Genomic DNA, 20,179 nt, shown 5'->3' with positions numbered 1-20,179 from the left:
AGGTCGCATGGATGGGGATCCGGACCCACGGCCCAGGAGTCCAGGGGCGCACATGGCAGCACCGGAGAAGTTCCCGCACACCCCCGTGATGCTCGAGCGGATCGTCGACCTCTTCACGCCGACGCTCGACGGCCCGGGCAAGGTCGTCGTCGACGCGACGCTCGGCATGGGCGGGCACTCGGCGGGCCTGCTCGAGCGCTTCCCGGAGCTGACGCTCGTCGGGCTCGACCGCGACACGGACGCCCTCGGCATCGCGGGGGAGCGGCTCGCCCGCTTCGGCGACCGCGTGCACCTCGTGCACACCGTGTACGACGAACTGCCGGAGGCGCTCGACGGCCTCGGCATCGACGCGGTCGACGGTGTGCTCTTCGACCTCGGCGTCTCGTCGCTGCAGCTCGACCGTGCTGAGCGCGGCTTCGCCTACAGCCAGGACGCCCCGCTCGACATGCGCATGGACCGGACGCAGGGCATCACCGCCGCCGAGGTCCTCGCCGACTACGACGAGCGCGAACTGCGCCGGATCTTCCAGCGCTACGGCGAGGAGAAGCTCGCCGGCCGGTACGCGAAGGCGATCGTCGAACGCCGGGCGGAGCAGCCGTTCACGATGTCCGGCGACCTCGTCCAGGTGCTCCACGACGCCACCCCGGTCGCGATCCAGCGGCAGGGGCACCCGGCGAAACGGGTCTTCCAGGCGCTCCGGATCGAGGTCAACACCGAACTCAGCGTCCTCGAGCGGGCGATCCCCGCCGCGCTCGACCGCATCCGGGTCGGCGGCCGCCTGGTCGTCGAGTCGTACCAGTCGCTCGAGGACCGCATCGTGAAGCGCGCCCTCGTCGAACGGACCACCTCGAGCGCCCCGGCGGACCTGCCGGTGGAGCTCCCCGAGCACGCACCGACCTTCGCCCTGGTCGTCAAGGGCGCCGAGCAGGCCGACGAGGCCGAGCGCGCCGCCAACCCCCGAGCTACCCCCGTGCGCCTGCGCGCGGCCGAGCGGATCCGGAAGTGACATGAGCACGAACCTCGCACTCGTCGACCCTGCCGTCGCCCCGTCGCGCGCGCCGCGTCCGGACCACGGCCGACCCGAGCGGAAGCGCCCGGAGCTCGTCGAGGTCACCCCGACCAGGGCGCAGCGCCGTGCCCGACCGCGGGTGGCCTACGCCATCGTCGCGATCGCGGCGCTCGGGCTGCTGCTCCTGGCCCAGCTCGGCATCAGCATGGGGCTCAGCCAGGGCGCCTACACGCTCAGCTCGTTGAAGACCGAGCAGACCGGTCTCACGCGCACCCAGGCGTCCCTGTCCGAGGGGCTCAAGGTGCTCGAGTCGCCGCAGAACCTGGCCCGCAACGCGCAGGCCCTCGGCATGATCGCGAACTCGACGCCGGTGTACCTCGACCCGAAGACCGGCACCGTCTACGGCACGCCGACGCCCGCGACACCGGAAGAGGCGACGGGCAACACCGCGAACCAGGTCCCGAACTCCCTGCTCGGCGACGTCCCGCTCGCCGCGAAGCCGGGCGACACCGCGACGAGCAAGGAGAACAGCACGGCTGCTCCGGCCGCCGGTGCGCCGGCCGCCGGTGCGCCGGCCTCCGCCGCACCGGCCTCCGCCGCACCGGCCGCGACGGCACCTGCCGACACTGGGAAGGCCGGGGCATCCAGCGCGTCGGACCAGGGTTCGACGAAGTCCTCCGTAGAGTCCGACGCGAACCAGCTCCAGGCACCCACGACCCGGTGACCGAGGGCTCAGCACCACCCCGGGAAGGCCGCTCGTGACGAAGACGCTCCGCAACCGACGACTGCGCTACAGCGTCGTGATGATCGCCGTGATCGCGCTCGTCGCGGTGTTCGTGGTCCGACTGGTCGACATCCAGGTGGTCCAGGCCGACGAGCTGTCGAAGGCCGCCGAGTCGAAGCGCAGCATCCCGGTGACGCTCTACGGCACCCGCGGCACGATCGTCGACCGTGACGGCACGGCCCTGGCCGAGAGCGTGGTCCGGTACAACATCACGACGTCGCCGCGACTGGTGAAGCCCTTCGACGGCAAGCTCGGCGGGACCCGCGTCAAGGAGATCTCGGTCGACCAGGCGCTCAGCGCGATCGCGAAGGCCTCCGGCGGCGACGTCGCCGCGATGCAGGCGAACATCGCCGCCGACCCGAAGTCCGACTTCGCCTACCTGGTCAAGGGGATCGACGTCGCGCACTACGAGGCCGTCCGCGCCCTGCAGGTGCCGTGGCTCTACCCGGAGCAGCAGGCCGCACGGTCCTACCCCACCGGCGCAGCCACCGGCAACGTGACGGGCTTCATGGGGACCGACGGTGCCCAGGCCGGCCTCGAGTTGGCGTACCAGAAGTGCCTTGCCGGGACGAACGGCTCCGAGACGTACGAGCGCGGTGAGGACGGCGTGCAGCTGCCCGGCAGCACCGTGACCCAGAAGCGCGCGAAGGACGGCGGCACGCTCGTCACCACGATCGACAGCGACCTGCAGTACATGGCGTCGCAGGACATCGCCGACGCCGCGCAGCAGCTCAGGGCCGAGTCCGCCACCGCCACCGTGGTGAACGCCAAGACCGGCGAGGTCCTGGCCGTCGCGGACTACCCGACGGTCGACCCGAACGACGTCGACGCGACGAAGGACCCGGGCGCCTACGGCTCCCGAGCCCTGACCGCCGCCTACGAGCCCGGTTCGACGATCAAGGCCGCGATCGCCGCCGCCCTCATCGACAAGGGGCTGGCGAGCCCGACGACCCAGGCCGTCGTGCCGTACTCCCGGACGTTCCCCTGGGGCGGCACCATCCACGACTCCGAGCTCCACCCCACCGAGAACCTCACGCTCACCGGCATCCTCCGGGACTCCTCGAACGTCGGCATCACGGAACTCGGCTCGAAGCTGACGACACAGCAGCGGTACGACGTGATGCGCGAGTTCGGCCTGTTCGAGCCCGAGCCGGCGATCGACTACCCGGGCCAGCCCACCATGAACTACGGCGCGAGCCCGCAGTGGGACAAGCAGACCGACATCAACTCGATGTTCGGCCAGGGCATCTCGACCACGGCCATGCAGGTCTCGAGCATCTACCAGACCCTCGCGAACCAGGGTGTGCGGATCCCGCTGCACATGGTGAAGGGCTGCCAGACCGAGGACGGCACGACCATCGACGCGCCCGACGTGCAGGGCAAGCGTGTCGTGTCGGCCGCCGCCGCGACCCAGACGGTCGACATGCTGCAGAGCGTGGTGACCGGCGGCACCCTCGTCGGCATGAAGCCGATCTCCGGCTACAACATCGCCGCGAAGACCGGAACGGCCGAGGTCGCCGACGGAGCGAAGGGCTACGGCGCGGATCGCATCATCTCGGTGGCCGGAATGGCCCCCGCCGAAGACCCCCAGTATGTTGTCACGGTGACGTTCACGAAGCCGCAGGCCACCAAGTGGTCGAGCGGAGCGGCTCCGGCGTTCCGCACACTCATGTCCCAGGTGCTCGAGAAGTACCGAGTCGCCCCCTCCACGACACAGGCACGGACCTACCCGTCGACCTGGTAGGCCGACCCGTCCACGTGGTGAGGAAGAAGGAGCACTTGTCAGCACGGATCCCCCCGGTCCTCCGGCCCGAACACCCGACCCCGCGGCCGGTCGCCGAACTCGCGAACGCCTTCGGGCTCCGGGTCGTCGGGTCGCTCGACGGCGTCGAGACGACCGGCGTCACCCTCAGCGCCGCCGAGGTGCAGCCCGGTGACCTGTTCGTCGGCGTCCACGGTGCGAACCGCCACGGCGCCGAGTTCGCCGCCGACGCCGCCGAGCGCGGTGCGGTCGCCGTGCTGACCGATGCCGACGGCGTGGCGGTCGCCGAGCCGTCCGGCCTGCCGGTCCTGGTCGTCGACGACCCCCGGGCAGCGCTCGGTGACGTCTCCGCGTGGGTGTACCGCACGAACCCGGACGAGGCCGAGCTGCCGCAGCTCTTCGCCGTCACCGGGACGAACGGCAAGACCAGCACCTCGTACATCCTCGAAGGCGTCCTCAAGCAGCTCGGCCTGGTCACCGGCCTGAGCTCGACCGCCGAGCGCCACATCGGTTCGCTCAGCGTCACCAGTCGGCTCACCACGCCCGAGGCCAGCGAGATGCACGCCCTCCTCGCCCGGATGCGCGAGAGCGAGGTCCGCGCCGTCGCCGTCGAGGTCAGCGCCCAGGCCCTCAGCCGGCACCGCGTCGACGGCATCGTCTTCGACGTCGTGGCCTTCACGAACCTCAGCCACGACCACCTCGACGACTACGCCGACATGGAGGAGTACTTCCAGGCGAAGCTGCCGCTGTTCCAGCCGGAGCACGGCCGCCGCGGTGTCGTCTCGCTCGACACCGACTGGGGTCAGCGCGTCGTCCAGGACAGCCGGATCCCGGTGACCACCATCACCGTGCACCCCGAGGTCGAGGCCGAGTGGCACGTCGACATCGTCGAGGCCCACGCCGCCTACACCGAGTTCCGCCTGACCGGACCGGAGGGCCGCGAGCTCACCACCCGCGTCCCCCTGATCGGCTGGCACATGGCGGCCAACGCCGCCCTCGCCATCGTCATGCTCGTCGAGGGCGGGTTCGAGCTCGGGGCCATCGCGCACGCGCTCGAGACGAACCACCGCACCTACGCCGACGAGCGGGACGGCACCGTCGTCAGCGCCATCGAGTGCTACCTGCCCGGTCGCACCGAGCGCGTCTCCGGCAACTCCGGCCCGAGCGTCTACGTCGACTTCGGGCACAGCCCGGACGCCTTCCTCAACACCCTCGCCGCGGTCCGCCAGTTCACGCCCGGCAAGGTCGTCATGCTGTTCGGCGCCGACGGTGACCGCGACACGACGAAGCGCGCGGACATGGCCCGGGTGGCCGCCGAGGGGTCGGACATCCTCGTCGTCACCGACCACCACCCGCGGTTCGAGGACGCCGCGTCGATCCGGAAGACCCTGGTGGACGCAGCCCGCGACGCGTACCCGGAGCACGAGATCCACGAGGTGAGCCCGCCCGAGGCCGCCATCCGTGCCGCGGTCGCGCTGGTCGGCGAGGGGGACTCGATCCTCTGGGCCGGCCCCGGCCACCAGGACTACCGCGACATCCAGGGCGTCCGGACGCCGTACTCGGCACGTGACGAAGCCCGCGCCGCACTCCGCGAAGCCGGCTGGGAACCGAACTCCGGCCCGGCGGAGGACGCCCGATGATCGCGCTGACCCTCGCCGAGATCGCCGCCGCGGTCGACGGCGAACTCGTCCGCGGTGCCGCTGACTCCATCGTCGACGGCTCGGTGGAGACGGACTCGCGGCTCGTCGCCCCCGGCAGCGTCTTCTTCGCCCTGCTCGGTGAGGAGACCGACGGACACCGTTTCGTGCCGGCCGCCGCCGCCGCAGGTGCCGCTCTGGTGGTCACCGAGCGTGCCGTCGACCTGCCCGCCGACTCCGCCACCGCACAGATCGTCGTCGCCGACGGGTACGCCGCACTGGCCGCCCTGGCGCACGAGGTCGTTGCACGCGTCCGCGCCGGCGGGTCACTCCGAGTGGTCGGCATCACCGGCTCGAACGGCAAGACGAGCACGAAGAACATGCTCCGCACGATCCTGTCCCGCGCCGGCGAGACCGTCGCGCCGGAGGGCTCGTTCAACAACCACGTCGGTGCCCCGATCTCGATGCTCCGCATCACGACGGGCACCCGGTTCCTGGTCGTCGAGATGGGCGCGAGCGGCATCGGCCACATCGCGAAGCTCGTCCGCATCGCCGAGCCCGACGTCGGTGTCGTGCTGAAGGTCGGTCTCGCCCACGCCGGCGAGTTCGGCGGGATCGAGGCCACGGAGCGCGCGAAGTCCGAGATGGTCACCGACCTCCCGGCCACCGCGACCGCACTCCTCAACGTCGACGACGACCGCGTTGCGCGGATGCGCGGGCGCACCGACGCCCGGGTGGTCGGCTTCGGCACGTCCGCCGCGGCGGACTACCGCATCAGCGGGGTCACCACGGACCGCGAGGGCACCCGTTTCACGCTCACCGCGCCTCCCGTCGGTGACGCCGCACCGACACCCGACGACCTGACGGGAGGCCCGTCCGACGTCCTCGAGACCGTCGACGTCCGCCTCGCCATCCTCGGGGAGCACCACGCGATGAACGCGGCCGCCGCCCTGACGGTGGCGCACCTCTGGGGTGTGCCGCTCGCCGACGGTGCCGAGGCCCTCGCGTCGATGACGCGTGCCGAGCGCTGGCGCATGGAGCTGCTGCAGGGCCCGGACGGGGTCACGGTGATCAACGACGCCTACAACGCCTCACCCGACTCGACAGCCGCCGCACTGCGGACGCTCGCGCAGGTCGTCCGACCGGGGGAGCGCACCGTCGCCGTCCTCGGCGAGATGGCCGAGCTCGGGGAGTTCTCGGTGGAGGAGCACGACACGATCGGTCGACTCGTCGTCCGGCTCGGCATCGGACAGCTCGTGGTCGTCGGCCGCGGTGCGATGCCCATCCACCAGGCCGCCACCCTCGAGGGATCGTGGGACGGCGAGTCCGTGTTCATCGAGGACGTCGACGACGCCGTCCGTGCCCTCCAGGAACTCGTGCGTCCGGGTGACGTCGTCCTGGTCAAGTCCTCGAAGTCGGCCGGGCTGCGGTTCCTCGGCGACCGCCTCGGAGGTGTCCCCGAATGATCGCGCTCCTCGTCGCCGGCGCTGTGTCGCTGGTGTTCACACTGCTGCTCACGCCGCTGTTCATCAAGCTGTTCCACCGACTCGGGTGGGGGCAGTTCATCCGTGACGACGGTCCGCAGTCGCACCACACCAAGCGCGGCACCGCCACCATGGGCGGCATCGTCCTGATCCTCGGCGCGGTGCTCGGCTACTTCGTCGGACACCTGGTCGGTCGGGACCCGCTGACGCTGTCCGGGCTGCTCGTCCTGTTCCTCATGGTCGGGCTCGGCGTCGTCGGCTTCGTCGACGACTTCCTCAAGGTCCGACGCCAGCGGAGCCTCGGGCTCGGCGGCTGGGCGAAGGTCCTCGGGCAGGTCATCGTCGGTGTGGTCTTCGCCACCATCGCCCTCGTCGTGCCGGCCGACAGCGGCAAGCCGCCGGCGTCGACCATGATCTCGGCGATCCGGGACGTCCCGTGGCTCGACTTCATGGCGCTCGGCACGGTCATCGGCACGATCCTGTTCCTGGCGTGGATCGTGCTGCTCACGGTGTCGACCTCGAACGGCGTCAACGTCGCCGACGGGCTCGACGGCCTGGCGACCGGGTCGAGCATCCTGGCGATCGGGTCCTACGTCATCATCGGGTTCTGGCAGTCGAACCAGATCTGTGGCGGCGCCCGGATCGACGAGAGCACGAAGCACGCGTGCTACACCGTCACGGATCCGCTCGACCTGGCGGTCGTCGCGGCCGCGGTCTGCGGCGGCCTGATCGGCTTCCTCTGGTACAACACGTCGCCGGCGCAGATCTTCCTCGGCGACACCGGCTCCCTCGGGCTCGGCGGCGCGCTGGCCGGTCTGGCGATCCTCAGCCGTACCGAGCTGCTGCTCATCCTGATCGGCGGCCTGTTCTTCATCGTCACCGGTTCGGTCATCCTGCAGCGGGCGTACTTCAAGATCACGCACGGCAAGCGCATCTTCCGGATGAGCCCCCTGCACCACCACTTCGAGCTCAAGGGCTGGGCCGAGGTCACCGTCGTCGTCCGGTTCTGGATCATCGCGGGGCTCTGCGTCGCGGCCGGGGTCGGACTGTTCTACCTGGAATGGATCGCACGAGTCCAATGAGCGAACGCCTGAACGGTCTCGACAGCTGGCACTCCGAGGGCTGGAAGGGGCTGCGGGTCGCCGTGCTCGGCCTCGGCACCACCGGGTTCTCGGTGGCGGACACCCTCGCCGAACTCGGCAGCGACGTCGTCGTCTACTCGACCGACGCCCCCGCCGACAGCGTCGAGCTGCTGGACGTCATCGGTGCGCGCTTCGTGCAGACGCCGCTCGACACGGTGCCCGCGGAACTCGTCGAGCAGGCACCCGACCTGGTCGTCGTGTCGCCGGGCCTGCCGCCGCACAACCCCACCGTCGTCTGGGCACACGAGCACGGCGCGGTCTGGGGCGACATCGAGCTCGCCTGGCGCGTCCGCGACAAGGTGGTGAAGGGCCCGGTCGCCGCTCCGTGGGTGACGATCACCGGGACGAACGGCAAGACCACCACCACACAGCTGACCACGGCGATGTTCGCCGCCACCGGACTGCGTGCCGTCGCCTGCGGCAACATCGGCGTCCCGGTGCTCGACGTGGTGCGCGACCCGGAGGGTTTCGACGTCCTGGTGGTCGAGCTGTCCAGCCACCAGCTGCACTCGATGGCGTCCGAGGGGCCGGGTGCCGTCGTGCCCCTCGCCTCGGCGTGCCTCAACATCGCCGACGACCACCTGGAGTGGCACGGGTCCGCCGAGGCCTACCGCGCGGCGAAGGCGAAGGTCTACGAGCGGACCGTCCTGGCGTGCGTCTACAACACCGCCGACGAAGTCACCCGCCGCATGGTGGAGGACGCTGACGTCGTCGAGGGCTGCCGTGCGGTCGGCTTCTCGCTCGGCGTGCCGGCCCCCGGCGACGTCGGGGTCGTCGAGGACGTGCTCTGCGACCGTGCCTTCGGCGAGGACCGCCGGAACAGCGCGCTCGAACTCGCGACCGTCGCGGACCTCGAGACCGCCGGGCTCGACAGCCCGCACATGACCGCCAACGTGCTGGCCGCCGCGGCACTCGCCCGCGCCGGGTCCGTCCCGCCGAGCGCGATCCGCTCCGCCGTGCAGGCCTTCCGCGCGGACCACCACCGCACCGAGTCGGTCGCCACCGCCGACGGCATCGCCTGGGTCGACGACTCGAAGGCGACGAACCCGCATGCCGCCACCGCCTCGCTGTCGGCGTTCGACTCCGTGGTGTGGATCGTCGGCGGGCTCTTCAAGGGCGTCGACATCGACGGCCTGGTGGAGCGCTTCGGGCCCGGGGTCCGTGGCGTCGTCGTGATCGGCACCGACCGGGCCCCCGTCCTGGAGGCATTCGCACGACACGCGCCGACGGTCCCGGTGCTGCAGGTGGAAGCGCTGGACACTGAACAGGTCATGCCCGAGGCGGTCCGGCATGCCGCATCGGTCGCGAGGCCGGGCGACACGGTCCTCCTCGCCCCGGCCGCCGCGTCCTTCGACCAGTTCGGTTCCTACGCCGACCGGGGCGAACGTTTCGCGGCAGCGGTCCACGAGCACCTGGGAGGCGACGCCGATGGCGACACCGACGGATCTGCCGGCGAACGGCCGTAGTGCCCGGGCCCGTGCCGGCGCAGCGGGAGCCGCAGCCGGCGCCCGCGTGAGTTCCGGGGTGGACGGTGCCCGCCGTCGCTCGAACGGCGCGGTCGTGGCCGTCAAGAACGTCTTCGTGGCCGAGTCCACGACGTTCTACACGATCCTCGGCGTCACGCTCTTCCTCGTCGTCTTCGGCGTCGTGATGGTCCTGTCGTCGTCGAGCGTGGAGGAGTACCGCTACAAGCACGGCTTCTTCGGCGCCTTCGCGAAGCAGGGCCTGTACGCGCTCATCGGCGTGCCGTTGATGCTCGTGGTCAGCCGGCTCTCCGCCGAGTTCTGGCGCCGCTGGGCGATGCGCATCCTCGGTGTCGGGCTCGTCCTGCAGCTGCTGGTGTTCAGCCCGATCGGCATCTCGGTCCAGGGCAACCGGAACTGGATCGGCATCGGCGGGTTCACCGCCCAGCCGTCCGAGATCCTCAAGCTCGCCCTGGTGCTCGGCATCGGCGCGGTGCTGTTCCGCAAGCGCGAGAAGCTGCACGACTGGCGTGAGGTCTTCATCCCCGTCGGGCTCGCGACCGCCGTCTCGATCGGGCTCGTCCTGGTCGGCGGCGACCAGGGCACGGCCATGATCATGATGATCCTGGTCTTCGGCAGCCTGTTCGTCGGTGGTGTCCGCCTGCGACATCTCGCGGTGGGGGTCGTCGCGATCGCGGTCATGCTGCCGGTCGTGACCATGGCCTCCAGCTCGCGGCAGTCGCGCATCAGCGCGTGGCTCTCCGGCTGCACCGACTCGAACCAGGCGCAGGACCTCTGCTGGCAGCCCGTCCACGGCATGTGGGCGCTGGCGTCCGGCGGGGTGTTCGGCGTCGGTCTCGGCAACTCGAAGCTCAAGTGGTCGTGGCTGCCCGAGGCGGACAACGACTACATCTTCGCGATCGTCGGTGAGGAGCTCGGGCTGATCGGCGCGGTCGTCGTGCTGGCCCTGTTCGTCGTCCTGGCGATCGGCATGATCCGCGTCATCCGCCTCTCGCCGGACCCCTTCGTCCGCACCGTCACCGGCGGCGTCCTCGCCTGGGTGATCGGGCAGGCGCTCGTCAACATCGCGGTCGTGCTGGGGCTCCTGCCGGTGCTCGGTGTGCCGCTCCCACTCATCTCAGCCGGTGGATCGGCGCTCATCATGACGCTCGTCGCCATCGGGGTCGTGCTGTCCTTCGCCCGTGACCTGCCCAGCCGCTCCGGTGGCAGTGTGCGCGGCACCACCGTCCCGGAACCCGGGACACGGAACGGAGCCCTGCGGTGAGCCGCTTCCTCTTCGCCGGCGGCGGGACCGCCGGACACGTGAACCCGCTGCTCGCGGTCGCCGATCGACTGACCCAGCGGTCCCCGGAGGACGAGGTCCTGGTCCTCGGCACCGCCGAGGGGCTCGAGTCCCGGCTCGTCCCGCTACGCGGGTACGAACTCGTGACGATCCCGCGCCTGCCGTTCCCGCGGAAGGTGAACGGTGCCGCGCTGCGGTTCCCGGGCGCCTTCTGGTCGGCGGTGCGGCGCACCGAACAGATCATCCGCGAGCGCGAGATCGCCGTCGTGCTCGGCGTCGGTGGGTACGCGGCGGCGCCGGCGTACGTCGCGGCGAAGCGGACCGGCACGCCGATCGTCGTGCACGAGCAGAACGCCAAGCCGGGGCTGGCGAACCGGATGGCCGCCGTCCTGACGAGCCACGTCGGTGTGACCTTCTCGAACACCAGGCTGCCGCACTCCCGGGTCGTCGGCATGCCCCTGCGCCGGGAGATCGAGCGGCTCGACCGTCGCGCCGAGCGTGCGGCGGGCTTCGCCGAGTTCGGCCTCGACCCGGACCGCCCGGTGCTGCTCGTCACGGGTGGCTCCTCGGGCGCGCGGAGCATCAACCGCACCGTCAACCAGGCCGCGGCGACGATCCTCGGCGCGGGCTGGCAGATCCTGCACGTCGTCGGTGCCGCGTCAGACATCGGCCCGAGCGACCTGGACGGGTACCACGTGCTGCCGTACTGCGACCGGATGGACCTGGCGTACGCCGCGGCGGACTTCGTCGTCTCGCGCTCCGGAGCCGGCATGGTCTGCGAGCTCACCGCGGTCGGACTGCCGAGCGTCCTGGTGCCGTACCCGGTCGGCAACGGCGAGCAGCGGCACAACGCCCGCGACGTGGTCGCCGCCGGGGGAGCGGTGCTCGTGGCCGACCAGGAATTCACGCCGGACTGGATCACGTTGCAGCTGCTGACGATCCTGGAGGACCGTGCCGGCATCGCGGACATGGCCGTCCGCTCCGGCAGTGTCGGACACCGCGACGGAGCCGACCGGATGACGGAACTCGTCCTCAGCGCCGCCCGCACCAGCAGGCGACGCAGCACCACCAGCACCACGGAGGAAGCATGACCATCAAGCCGGACCTCACCCAGCCGATCCCGGACGACCTGGGCACGGTGCACTTCGTCGGCATCGGCGGGTCCGGCATGAGCGGCATCGCGCGGATGTTCCTGGCCGCCGGACACCGCGTCACCGGCAGCGACTCCCGCGAGACCGCGACGACCGGCCGGATGCGCGAGCTCGGTGCCGAGGTCCGGATCGGTCACGACGCGGCGAACGTCGGTGACGCGGACACGATCGTCGTCACCAGTGCCCTCTGGCCGGACAACCCCGAGCTCCTCGAGGCGCAGCGTCGCGGACTGCCGGTGCTGCACCGGTCGCAGGCCCTGGCCGCGCTGATCTCCGAGCACCGCCTGGTCGCGGTCGCGGGCGCGCACGGCAAGACCACCTCGACGGGCATGGTCGTCACCGCGCTCGTCGAGCTGGGCCTGGACCCGAGCTTCGTCAACGGCGGCGTCATCCAGTCGCTCGGCACGAGTTCGGCACCGGGGAGCAGCGAGCTGTTCGTCGTCGAGGCGGACGAGTCCGACGGCTCGTTCCTGCTCTACGACGTCGCGATCGCACTCATCACGAACGTCGACCCCGACCACCTGGACCACTACGGCAGCGAGCAGGCCTTCATCGACGCGTTCGTCGAGTTCGCCGCGAAGGCCCGCGAGCGTGTCGTCGTCTCGAGTGACGACGCCGGCGCGGTCCGCGTCACCGAGGGCATCCGTGCCCGTCCCGATGCCCCGGAGATCGTCACCTTCGGCGAGGCCGAGGGCGCCGACGTCCGCATCGAGCGCATCACCGAGGGCGCCGGGGTGACGGTCGACCTCCGCTGGGGCGGCGCGAGCCACCACATCGCCCTCCGTGTGCCCGGTCGGCACAACGCCGTCAACGCGGTCGGCGCCTTCGCGGTGCTCGTCGGCCTCGGTGTCGAGCCGGCCGACGCCGTCCGTGGCATCGAGGCGTTCGGTGGCACCGAGCGGCGGTTCGAGCTGCACGGCGTCGAGCGCGGCGTCTCGGTGTACGACGACTACGCCCACCACCCGACGGAGGTCGCCGCAGCCCTGCACGCGGCCCGCGACGTGGTCGGCGAGGGCCGGATCATCGCGATCCACCAGCCGCACCTGTACTCGCGGACGCGGCTGATGGCAGCCGACTTCGCGAAGGTCTACGAGGACCTGGCGGACCACACGGTGGTGCTCGACGTCTACGGCGCGCGTGAGGACCCGGAGCCCGGCGTCACCGGCGCCCTGGTGCAGGAGCGCTTCGCCGACCAGGCCCGCGTCGACTACCTGCCCGACTGGGCCGAGGCCTCGGCCCGTGCGGCTGCGGTCGCCCGGGAGGGCGACATCATCATGACCCTGAGTTGCGGTGACGTGTACCGGATCATCCCGCAGGTCCTCACGGCCCTGCAGACCTCCGACGACGCCGGAGCCGCAGGCCGGTGAAGCGCCCCGAGGGCTTCGACGACCGGGGCGGGGCCGACGAGTGGTCCGCCGGCCCGGATGGTCGTGACGGCGCGGCCGGGGGCGGACGTCCGGCTCGCGGCGGCGGCTTCCGGTCAGCGCTGAGCGGTGCCCGGGAGGCCCGGCGTGCCTCGCGCACACCGGTTCCCCGCGACGACGTGGCCGCGTCCACCCCCGCGTCGGACGTCCCCGACCGGCTCGACGCGCTGCTGCCGGACCTCCCGGAGGTCGACCTGACGGAGGACGACCACACGCTGGACGACCGCCTGACCGCGCCGGTGCCGCTGGACCGACGCCTGACCGGTGACGAGCCGACCCGTGTCGGCGCGCCGGGTGCCGCCGCGACGGATGCCGACGTGACGGAGCCGCGTCGTCCCTCCCGTGCGGGTGTCGGTACCCGCACCGACGTGATCGACGCCCCGGTGTCCACCCACGTGCCGCACGAGACGCCGATCGGTGCCCGCGTCCGCGCTGCCGAGACCGCCCGCGAGGCCCGTGTCGCCCGCAAGCGTCGCCGACTGCTCGAGCGCGCCGAGGTCCGTCGGTTCACCCGCCGCTCCCGGCACCGACGCGCGGCGTGGATCACGGCGGGCGGTGTCGTCGTCGTCCTCGTGGTGTCGATCCTCGTCGCGGTGTTCTCGCCGTTGATGGCGTTGCAGACCATCGAGGTGAAGGGCACCGACCGGGTCGATGCCGCGCAGGTCCGTGCGGCGCTGTCGGGTCAGATCGGCACGCCGCTCGCCCGCATCGACCTCGACGAGGTGCAGCAGCGCATCGCGGGCTTCCCGCTGATCGAGAGCTACGTGACCGAGGAGGAGCCGCCGCACACCCTCGTCGTCACGGTCACGGAGCGGACCCCGGTCGTCGCGGTGCAGTCCGGGAAGACGTTCGACCTGGTCGACCCGGCCGGCATCGTCGTGCAGTCGACGACGAAGCGGCCGGACGGCATGCCGGTGGCGGACATCGGTCGGGCGGCGCTCGGCAGCACGGTGTTCCGCACGATGACCGAGGTCGTGCTGGCGATGCCCGCCAGTGTGCGCGACCAGGTGTCCGGCATCGCAGCGTCGACCTCGGACGACGTGACGCTGACGATGAGCGACGGGTCGAGCGTGGTGTGGGGGAGCCCGGACGAGTCCCAGGCAAAGGCGACGTTGCTCGCCGCCCTCGTGAAGGACCATGCGGCACGGGACAAGGACTCGAAGGTCGAGTACGACGTGTCCGCGCCGGACAACGGGATCATCCGCCCGCAGGGGTGACCGCGCACCGAGCCGGTGCGGCGGCGACACGATCTGCGCCGCGATCGGCGACACGCGGCGTGGCGGGTCGTCAGCAGCAGGACGGCACCCGTAGCGTCGGGGCCAGCACCATTCGTAGCAGCTAGAACTCTGAACTTCAAGCACAGGTTGAGGGTTTTGACCGGAGGCCGGACAGACGTGACCACGAACCACAACTACCTCGCCGTCATCAAGGTGGTCGGTGTCGGCGGCGGCGGTGTCAACGCCGTCAACCGCATGATCGAGCTCGGACTCCGCGGGGTCGAGTTCATCGCCATCAACACCGACGCGCAGGCGCTGCTCCTCAGCGACGCCGACGTGAAGCTCGACGTGGGTCGCGAGATCACCCGCGGCCTCGGAGCCGGCGCCGACCCCGAGGTGGGCCGACGCGCCGCCGAGGACCACGCCGAGGAGATCGAGGAAGCCCTCGCCGGCGCCGACATGGTCTTCGTCACCGCCGGTGAAGGTGGTGGCACCGGGACCGGTGGTGCCCCGGTCGTCGCGCGCATCGCGAAGTCGATCGGTGCCCTGACCATCGGCGTCGTCACGAAGCCCTTCGGTTTCGAGGGCAAGCGCCGTCAGTCGCAGGCCGAGAACGGCGTCGCGAGCCTCAAGGACGAGGTCGACACGCTCATCGTCGTGCCGAACGACCGTCTGCTCGAGATCTCCGACCGCGGCATCTCCATGGTCGAGGCCTTCGCCACGGCCGACCAGGTGCTCCTCGCCGGTGTCCAGGGCATCACGGACCTCATCACGACACCGGGCCTGATCAACCTCGACTTCGCCGACGTGAAGAGCGTCATGCAGGGTGCCGGCTCGGCGCTCATGGGCATCGGTTCCTCCAGGGGTGCCGACCGCGCGATCAAGGCGGCCGAGCTCGCCGTCGCGTCGCCGCTGCTCGAAGCCTCGATCGACGGTGCGCACGGCGTGCTGCTCTCGATCCAGGGCGGCTCGAACCTCGGCATCTTCGAGATCAACGACGCGGCCCGCCTGGTGCAGGAAGCCGTGCACCCCGAAGCGAACATCATCTTCGGCGCGGTCATCGACGACACCCTGGGCGACGAGGTGCGCGTCACCGTCATCGCCGCGGGCTTCGACGGTGGCGAGCCGTCGCAGCAGCAGCACCAGGAACGTCGCTCGAGCTACGTCGACCCGGACGCCGGCGCCACCGTGCCCGTCACCACCGGCTCGTCCAACCGCATCGAGGACTCCGGGCACTCGACCCCGTCCTGGGCGTCACAGGAGCACGAGCCGCCGGCGCAGCGCGCCGCCGACCCGGCCTTCGACGACGACGACGAGCTCGACGTCCCCGACTTCCTGAAGTGAGTCGGTCCCACGTGAGCACGATCGCATCGTGACCGCTGGGGACCAGAGCGAGCCGAGCCTCCAATCCGACAACGGACTGGAGGCTCGGCCTGTGTCCGCAGAGTCCGACACCGGACTGGAGGCCCGGCTCGCGTCCGTCCGGTCAGGCATCGTCGACGCGGCCCGCGCCGCCGGCCGTGCGGCCGACGACCTGACGCTCGTCGTCGTCACGAAGTACCACCCGGCCGCCCTGGTCCGCCAGCTCGCCGCGCTCGGCGTCACCGACGTGGGGGAGAACCGCCACCAGGAGGCGCAGGTCAAGGCCGCGGAACTCGAGGACCTCGGCCTGACCTGGCACTTCGTCGGACAGCTGCAGTCGAAGAAGGCCCGGCAGGCCCGCCGGTACGCCCACGTGGTGCAGTCCCTCGACCGGGCGAGCGTCGTCGACGCCTTCGCCCCGACCGAGGCCGAGCCGGACCCCCGCGTGCTCGACGGGTTCGTGCAGGTCAACCTGACCGACGACCCCGGTCGCGGCGGCGTCGCACCGGACGACGTCGATGCGCTGGCCGAGCGGGTCCTGGCCACCGGGACCCTGCGCCTCCGCGGGGTGATGGCGGTGGCACCGCTCGACGAGGAGCCCCGCGCGGCCTTCGCCCGGCTCCGCGCGATCTCCGAGCGCGTGCGCCTGCTCGACCCCGCGGCGACGGACATCTCCGCCGGCATGAGCGGCGACTACGCCGACGCGATCGCCGAGGGCGCGACACACCTGCGGATCGGGACCGCAATCACCGGGAATCGCCCCGCCGCACCATAGCCTCGTCGCAGGGCAATAACGAGCACGACCCCCGGAGGAACCATGGCCAACCCGCTGAAGAAGACGATGGTCTACCTCGGCCTCGCCGACGAGGAACTCGACTACGAGGACGAGCAGCAGGCCGCGCCCACGCAGGCGCGCCAGCAGGCTCCGGCCCCGGTAGCGCAGCAGGAGGCCCCGGCCGCCGCGACGCCCGCTGCCGCTCCGGCCGCCGCCGCTCCCGCAGCTGCCGCCCCGGCCGCCGCACCCGCAAAGCCCCAGCACACCTCCCAGCGCGGCGCGCAGGTCACCCCGCTCCGCCGCTCGCACACGACCGCACAGAAGGCGACCCCGGTCCAGGAAATGAACGAGATCCTCACCGTCCACCCGCGCGAGTACAAGGACGCCCAGTCCATCGCCGAGAGCTTCCGTGACGGCATCCCCGTCATCATCAACCTCTCGCAGATGACCGAGGGTGACGCCCGCCGGATGATCGACTTCGCCAGCGGCCTGTCGCTCGGCCTCTACGGCAAGATCGAGCGCGTCACGAACAAGGTCTTCCTGCTCTCGCCTGCGCACATCGCAGTGAGCGGTGAGCCTGCTGAGGTAGAGTCCGACATCGAGGCGAACTTCTTCGCCCAGTCCTGAGCCGCCCGCGCGGTACGGGTGCCCGACCGGCCCCCGCACGACCGTTCGGCACCCAGGCCCACCCGCCCCGTGACCGGTGCCGCCCGGCCCCGGTCACACGAGACGAGCGAGCCGAACCGTGTTCATCTTCACGATCCTCTCCTTAGTCCTCACGCTGTACTTCTTCGTGATGTGGGGGCGTTTCATCCTCGACATCGTGCAGTCGTTCAACCGTTCGTGGCGGCCGCAGCGTGCGCTGCTGGTCGTGGCGGAGTTCGTCTACACGGTCACCGACCCGCCCATCAAGGCGGTACGTCGTGTCCTCCCGCCGCTCCGGCTCGGACCCGTCGCACTCGACTTCGGATGGACGATCGTGATGCTCGTCGTGATCATCCTGCGGGTCGTCGTGCAGTCCCTGGCACTCCGCTTCATCTGATCCCGACCCCGTCGAGGAGTCCGGCCGGCAGGGTCGCGACACGCGCCACGCGGGCAGCCGACGCGGTTCGGAGCCGCCCTCGGTGTACGGTGGTCGGGATCGATGTCCTGCCCTGGCGGGACATCCGCACCGGGACCCCGGCTGGTACGTTCAGCACGGACGGTCCAGCAGGGCCCCCGGTTCCACACGTTCAGCAGTTCTATTGAGGTGACGGCAATGGCTTTGACGCCGGAAGACGTAGTCAACAAGCGGTTCCAGCCGACCAAGTTCCGCGAGGGCTACGACCAGGACGAGGTCGACGACTTCCTCGACGAGATCGTGGCCGAGCTGCGTCGCCTGAACCAGGAGAACGAGGAGCTGCGTCAGCGCCTCGAGTCGGCCGGATCCGCGCCGTCGCTCGCCAAGGACGACGAGCCCGCGCCGACCCCGACGCCCGAGCCGGCCCCGGTCGCCGCCGCTCCGGAGCCCGCACCGGTCGCCGCTGCCGCCCCGGTCACCACCGTGAACCCGGACGAGGACACCGAGGGCACCACGAACCTCCTGACCCTCGCTCGTCGTCTCCACGAGGAGCACGTCCGCGAAGGCGTCGAGAAGCGCGATGCGCTCATCGCCGAGGGTCAGGCCCAGGCCGCCCGCCTGGTCTCCGAGGCCGAGGCCAAGCAGCGCCAGGTCCTCGCCGACACCGAGAACCAGAACCGCCAGCGCGTCGCGGTGCTCGACCAGGAGCGCACGCAGCTCGAGGGCAAGATCGACGAGCTCCGCACGTTCGAGCGCGACTACCGTGCGCAGCTCAAGAGCTACATCCAGAGCCAGCTCTCCGAGCTCGACTCGTCTGCCGGCACCGAGCAGTCCGGCTTCGCGCCGGCCCCGGCCTCGGCGCAGGGCTTCGGCAACTGACGTTGGACCGACCCGTCCCACGAGCGAAGGTCAGTGCACGCGCGATCGCGGCACTGGCCTTCGCCGCTGTCGTGGTGGTGACGCTCGACCAGGTCACCAAGGCACTCGTCGTGGCGAACCTGCCCGAGGGCGTCGTCGTCCCCGTGCTCGGCAACGCGCTGCAGTTCCTGTCGGTGCGGAACCCGGGTGCGGCGTTCTCCTTCGCGGTGAACATGACGTGGGTCTTCTCGCTGATCTCCGCCGCCGTCGTCGTCGCGATCGCCGCCTACGCGCGACGCATCCGGTCGATGTGGTGGGCCATCGTGCTCGGCATGCTCCTCGGCGGGGCGCTCGGCAACCTGTCCGACCGGCTGTTCCGTGAACCCGGCTTCGGGCGCGGTCACGTCGTCGACTTCATCTCGACACCGTGGATGATGCCGGCGATCTACAACGTGGCCGACTCGTTCATCTGCGTGAGCATGGTCGTCTTCGTGCTGCTCGTGATCCTCGGGGTGAACCTCGACGGGACGCGGGCCGTCTCCGAGAAGCAGCAGCGCGCGATGACCGAGGCTTCCGCGACCGACGTCGCGGGGTCCGCTCCGACGGGGCCCGACGCCACGGCGTCCGGCGCTGCGGTTCCCGAGTCGGGGACCGCCTCCGACGCTCCGGGCACCAGCCGCGCCTCCCGACCGTCCGCTGACGGGCCGCTCGGCCCTGACCCGAAGTGAGCGACGCGACGTGAGCGAGCAGCGTCAGCTGCCGGTCCCGGACGGGCTCGCGGGTGAGCGTGTCGACGCCGCGATCGCCAAGCTCCTCGGTTTCAGTCGGTCGTTCGCGGCCGACGTCGTCGCGGCGGGCGGGGTGCGGGTCGACGGCGTCGTCGCCGAGAAGTCCGACCGCCTGCACCCCGATGCGTGGCTCGAGGTCGAGTGGACCCCGAAGGAAGCCCCGCGGATCATCCCGGTGGAGGTGCCCGGCATGTCGGTCGTGCACGACGACGAGGACATCGTCGTCGTCGACAAGCCCGTCGGCGTCGCCGCGCACCCCTCGCCCGGCTGGGACGGTCCGACCGTGCCCGGAGGCCTCGCCGCCGCCGGCTTCACGATCGCGACGTCCGGCGCCGCCGAACGCGCCGGCATCGTGCACCGACTCGACGTCGGCACCTCCGGGTTGATGGTCGTGGCGAAGACCGAGCTGGCGTACACGCACCTGAAGCGGGCGTTCAAGGAGCGCACGGTCGAGAAGGTGTACCACGCGCTCGCGCAGGGACACCCGGACCCGACCTCCGGCACGATCGACGCCCCCATCGGGCGGCACCCCTCGAGCGACTGGAAGTTCGCGGTCACCGCGGACGGCAAGCCGAGCGTCACGCACTACGCGACCCTCGAGGCGTTCCGGTCCGCGACGCTGCTCGAGGTCCACCTCGAGACCGGGCGCACGCACCAGATCCGTGTACACATGGCGGCGACCCGGCATCCACTGGTCGGCGACACGATGTACGGTGCCGACCCGGTGCTCGCGGAGGAGCTCGGGCTCACGCGGCAGTGGCTCGACGCGGTCCGCCTCGGCTTCGCGCACCCGCGGACCGGGGACTGGGTCGAGTTCCAGGCGTCGTACCCGGACGACCTGCAGCAGGCGCTCGACCGCATCCGCGCTGCCTGAGGAACGGGGACGACGAGCGGCCACGCCGGGGCGTGCTGCGACACGCTCGGGATCGTCGTCGGTCGCGGTTAGGCTGTCCACACCCC

General features: G+C 71.2%; 18 protein-coding genes. All 18 read left to right on the top strand.

Going from position 1 to position 20,179, the window contains the following annotated elements; genetic code table 11:
* Positions 1-52: 52 nt before the first annotated feature.
* The gene (rsmH, locus tag DEJ33_RS07905) at positions 53-1,006 is read left to right on the top strand and encodes a 16S rRNA (cytosine(1402)-N(4))-methyltransferase RsmH (protein WP_111077641.1); all 954 of its coding nucleotides are present in this window, start codon (positions 53-55) and stop codon (positions 1,004-1,006) included.
* A 1-nt stretch (position 1,007) separates the two neighbouring features.
* On the top strand, positions 1,008-1,733 hold the full coding sequence (locus DEJ33_RS17180) for a hypothetical protein (protein ID WP_181436529.1): 726 nt from the start codon (positions 1,008-1,010) through the stop codon (positions 1,731-1,733).
* A gap of 34 nt (positions 1,734-1,767) precedes the next feature.
* Positions 1,768-3,537 carry a penicillin-binding protein 2 gene (locus tag DEJ33_RS07895; protein WP_111077639.1) on the top strand — a complete coding sequence of 590 codons (1,770 nt, stop codon included), beginning with the start codon at positions 1,768-1,770 and terminating at the stop codon, positions 3,535-3,537.
* Positions 3,538-3,572: 35 nt separating this feature from the next.
* On the top strand, positions 3,573-5,195 hold the full coding sequence (locus DEJ33_RS07890; RefSeq protein WP_111077737.1) for a Mur ligase family protein: 1,623 nt from the start codon (positions 3,573-3,575) through the stop codon (positions 5,193-5,195).
* The gene (gene murF / locus DEJ33_RS07885) at positions 5,192-6,658 is read left to right on the top strand and encodes a UDP-N-acetylmuramoyl-tripeptide--D-alanyl-D-alanine ligase (protein WP_111077638.1); all 1,467 of its coding nucleotides are present in this window, start codon (positions 5,192-5,194) and stop codon (positions 6,656-6,658) included. Before DEJ33_RS07890 ends, murF begins: the two co-directional genes overlap by 4 nt.
* A complete protein-coding gene (mraY, locus tag DEJ33_RS07880; protein WP_110903093.1) occupies positions 6,655-7,758 on the top strand; it encodes a phospho-N-acetylmuramoyl-pentapeptide-transferase in 1,104 nt (367 codons plus the stop codon). The genes murF and mraY overlap by 4 nt, the downstream gene beginning before the upstream one ends.
* Positions 7,755-9,284 carry a UDP-N-acetylmuramoyl-L-alanine--D-glutamate ligase gene (gene murD, locus DEJ33_RS07875; protein ID WP_111194660.1) on the top strand — a complete coding sequence of 510 codons (1,530 nt, stop codon included), beginning with the start codon at positions 7,755-7,757 and terminating at the stop codon, positions 9,282-9,284. The genes mraY and murD overlap by 4 nt, the downstream gene beginning before the upstream one ends.
* Entirely contained in the window at positions 9,247-10,566 is a 1,320-nt protein-coding gene (ftsW, locus tag DEJ33_RS07870; RefSeq protein WP_111194659.1) for a putative lipid II flippase FtsW, read from the top strand. Before murD ends, ftsW begins: the two co-directional genes overlap by 38 nt.
* Complete coding sequence (gene murG / locus DEJ33_RS07865) at positions 10,563-11,675, top strand: undecaprenyldiphospho-muramoylpentapeptide beta-N-acetylglucosaminyltransferase (RefSeq protein ID WP_111194658.1); 1,113 nt, start codon at positions 10,563-10,565, stop codon at positions 11,673-11,675. Before ftsW ends, murG begins: the two co-directional genes overlap by 4 nt.
* A complete protein-coding gene (murC, locus tag DEJ33_RS07860) occupies positions 11,672-13,102 on the top strand; it encodes a UDP-N-acetylmuramate--L-alanine ligase (RefSeq protein ID WP_111194657.1) in 1,431 nt (476 codons plus the stop codon). Before murG ends, murC begins: the two co-directional genes overlap by 4 nt.
* Positions 13,099-14,376, top strand: coding sequence for an FtsQ-type POTRA domain-containing protein (locus DEJ33_RS07855; RefSeq protein ID WP_111194656.1), 1,278 nt, complete (start codon positions 13,099-13,101; stop codon positions 14,374-14,376). Before murC ends, DEJ33_RS07855 begins: the two co-directional genes overlap by 4 nt.
* 177 nt (positions 14,377-14,553) lie before the next feature.
* Entirely contained in the window at positions 14,554-15,720 is a 1,167-nt protein-coding gene (gene ftsZ / locus DEJ33_RS07850) for a cell division protein FtsZ (protein ID WP_110903099.1), read from the top strand.
* Positions 15,721-15,811: 91 nt separating this feature from the next.
* Complete coding sequence (locus tag DEJ33_RS07845; RefSeq protein ID WP_181437272.1) at positions 15,812-16,513, top strand: YggS family pyridoxal phosphate-dependent enzyme; 702 nt, start codon at positions 15,812-15,814, stop codon at positions 16,511-16,513.
* Between the two features lie 42 nt (positions 16,514-16,555).
* Positions 16,556-17,140, top strand: a complete 585-nt coding sequence (locus DEJ33_RS07840) for a cell division protein SepF (RefSeq protein ID WP_111194654.1) — start codon at positions 16,556-16,558, stop codon at positions 17,138-17,140.
* 118 nt (positions 17,141-17,258) lie between these two features.
* A complete protein-coding gene (locus DEJ33_RS07835; RefSeq protein ID WP_258378125.1) occupies positions 17,259-17,555 on the top strand; it encodes a YggT family protein in 297 nt (98 codons plus the stop codon).
* 216 nt (positions 17,556-17,771) lie between these two features.
* On the top strand, positions 17,772-18,452 hold the full coding sequence (locus tag DEJ33_RS07830; RefSeq protein ID WP_111077630.1) for a DivIVA domain-containing protein: 681 nt from the start codon (positions 17,772-17,774) through the stop codon (positions 18,450-18,452).
* 2 nt (positions 18,453-18,454) lie between these two features.
* Complete coding sequence (gene lspA, locus DEJ33_RS07825; protein ID WP_258374731.1) at positions 18,455-19,159, top strand: signal peptidase II; 705 nt, start codon at positions 18,455-18,457, stop codon at positions 19,157-19,159.
* A gap of 10 nt (positions 19,160-19,169) precedes the next feature.
* The gene (locus tag DEJ33_RS07820) at positions 19,170-20,093 is read left to right on the top strand and encodes an RluA family pseudouridine synthase (RefSeq protein ID WP_111077629.1); all 924 of its coding nucleotides are present in this window, start codon (positions 19,170-19,172) and stop codon (positions 20,091-20,093) included.
* Positions 20,094-20,179 lie beyond the last annotated feature (86 nt).

The organism is Curtobacterium sp. MCPF17_047 (assembly GCF_003234045.1).
In the GTDB taxonomy this organism is placed as follows: domain Bacteria; phylum Actinomycetota; class Actinomycetes; order Actinomycetales; family Microbacteriaceae; genus Curtobacterium.
This window is presented reverse-complemented; position numbering and strand designations above follow the sequence as displayed.

What these genes read in the sequence shown, in the direction of transcription:
- DEJ33_RS17180 (WP_181436529.1), top strand. Translation starts at nt 1,008, where the DNA reads ATGAGCACGAACCTCGCACTCGTCGACCCTGCCGTCGCCCCGTCGCGC.
- ftsW (WP_111194659.1), top strand. Translation starts at nt 9,247, where the DNA reads ATGGCGACACCGACGGATCTGCCGGCGAACGGCCGTAGTGCCCGGGCC.
- murF (WP_111077638.1), top strand. Translation starts at nt 5,192, where the DNA reads ATGATCGCGCTGACCCTCGCCGAGATCGCCGCCGCGGTCGACGGCGAA.
- rsmH (WP_111077641.1), top strand. Translation starts at nt 53, where the DNA reads ATGGCAGCACCGGAGAAGTTCCCGCACACCCCCGTGATGCTCGAGCGG.
- murC (WP_111194657.1), top strand. Translation starts at nt 11,672, where the DNA reads ATGACCATCAAGCCGGACCTCACCCAGCCGATCCCGGACGACCTGGGC.
- murD (WP_111194660.1), top strand. Translation starts at nt 7,755, where the DNA reads ATGAGCGAACGCCTGAACGGTCTCGACAGCTGGCACTCCGAGGGCTGG.
- DEJ33_RS07840 (WP_111194654.1), top strand. Translation starts at nt 16,556, where the DNA reads ATGGCCAACCCGCTGAAGAAGACGATGGTCTACCTCGGCCTCGCCGAC.
- DEJ33_RS07830 (WP_111077630.1), top strand. Translation starts at nt 17,772, where the DNA reads ATGGCTTTGACGCCGGAAGACGTAGTCAACAAGCGGTTCCAGCCGACC.
- mraY (WP_110903093.1), top strand. Translation starts at nt 6,655, where the DNA reads ATGATCGCGCTCCTCGTCGCCGGCGCTGTGTCGCTGGTGTTCACACTG.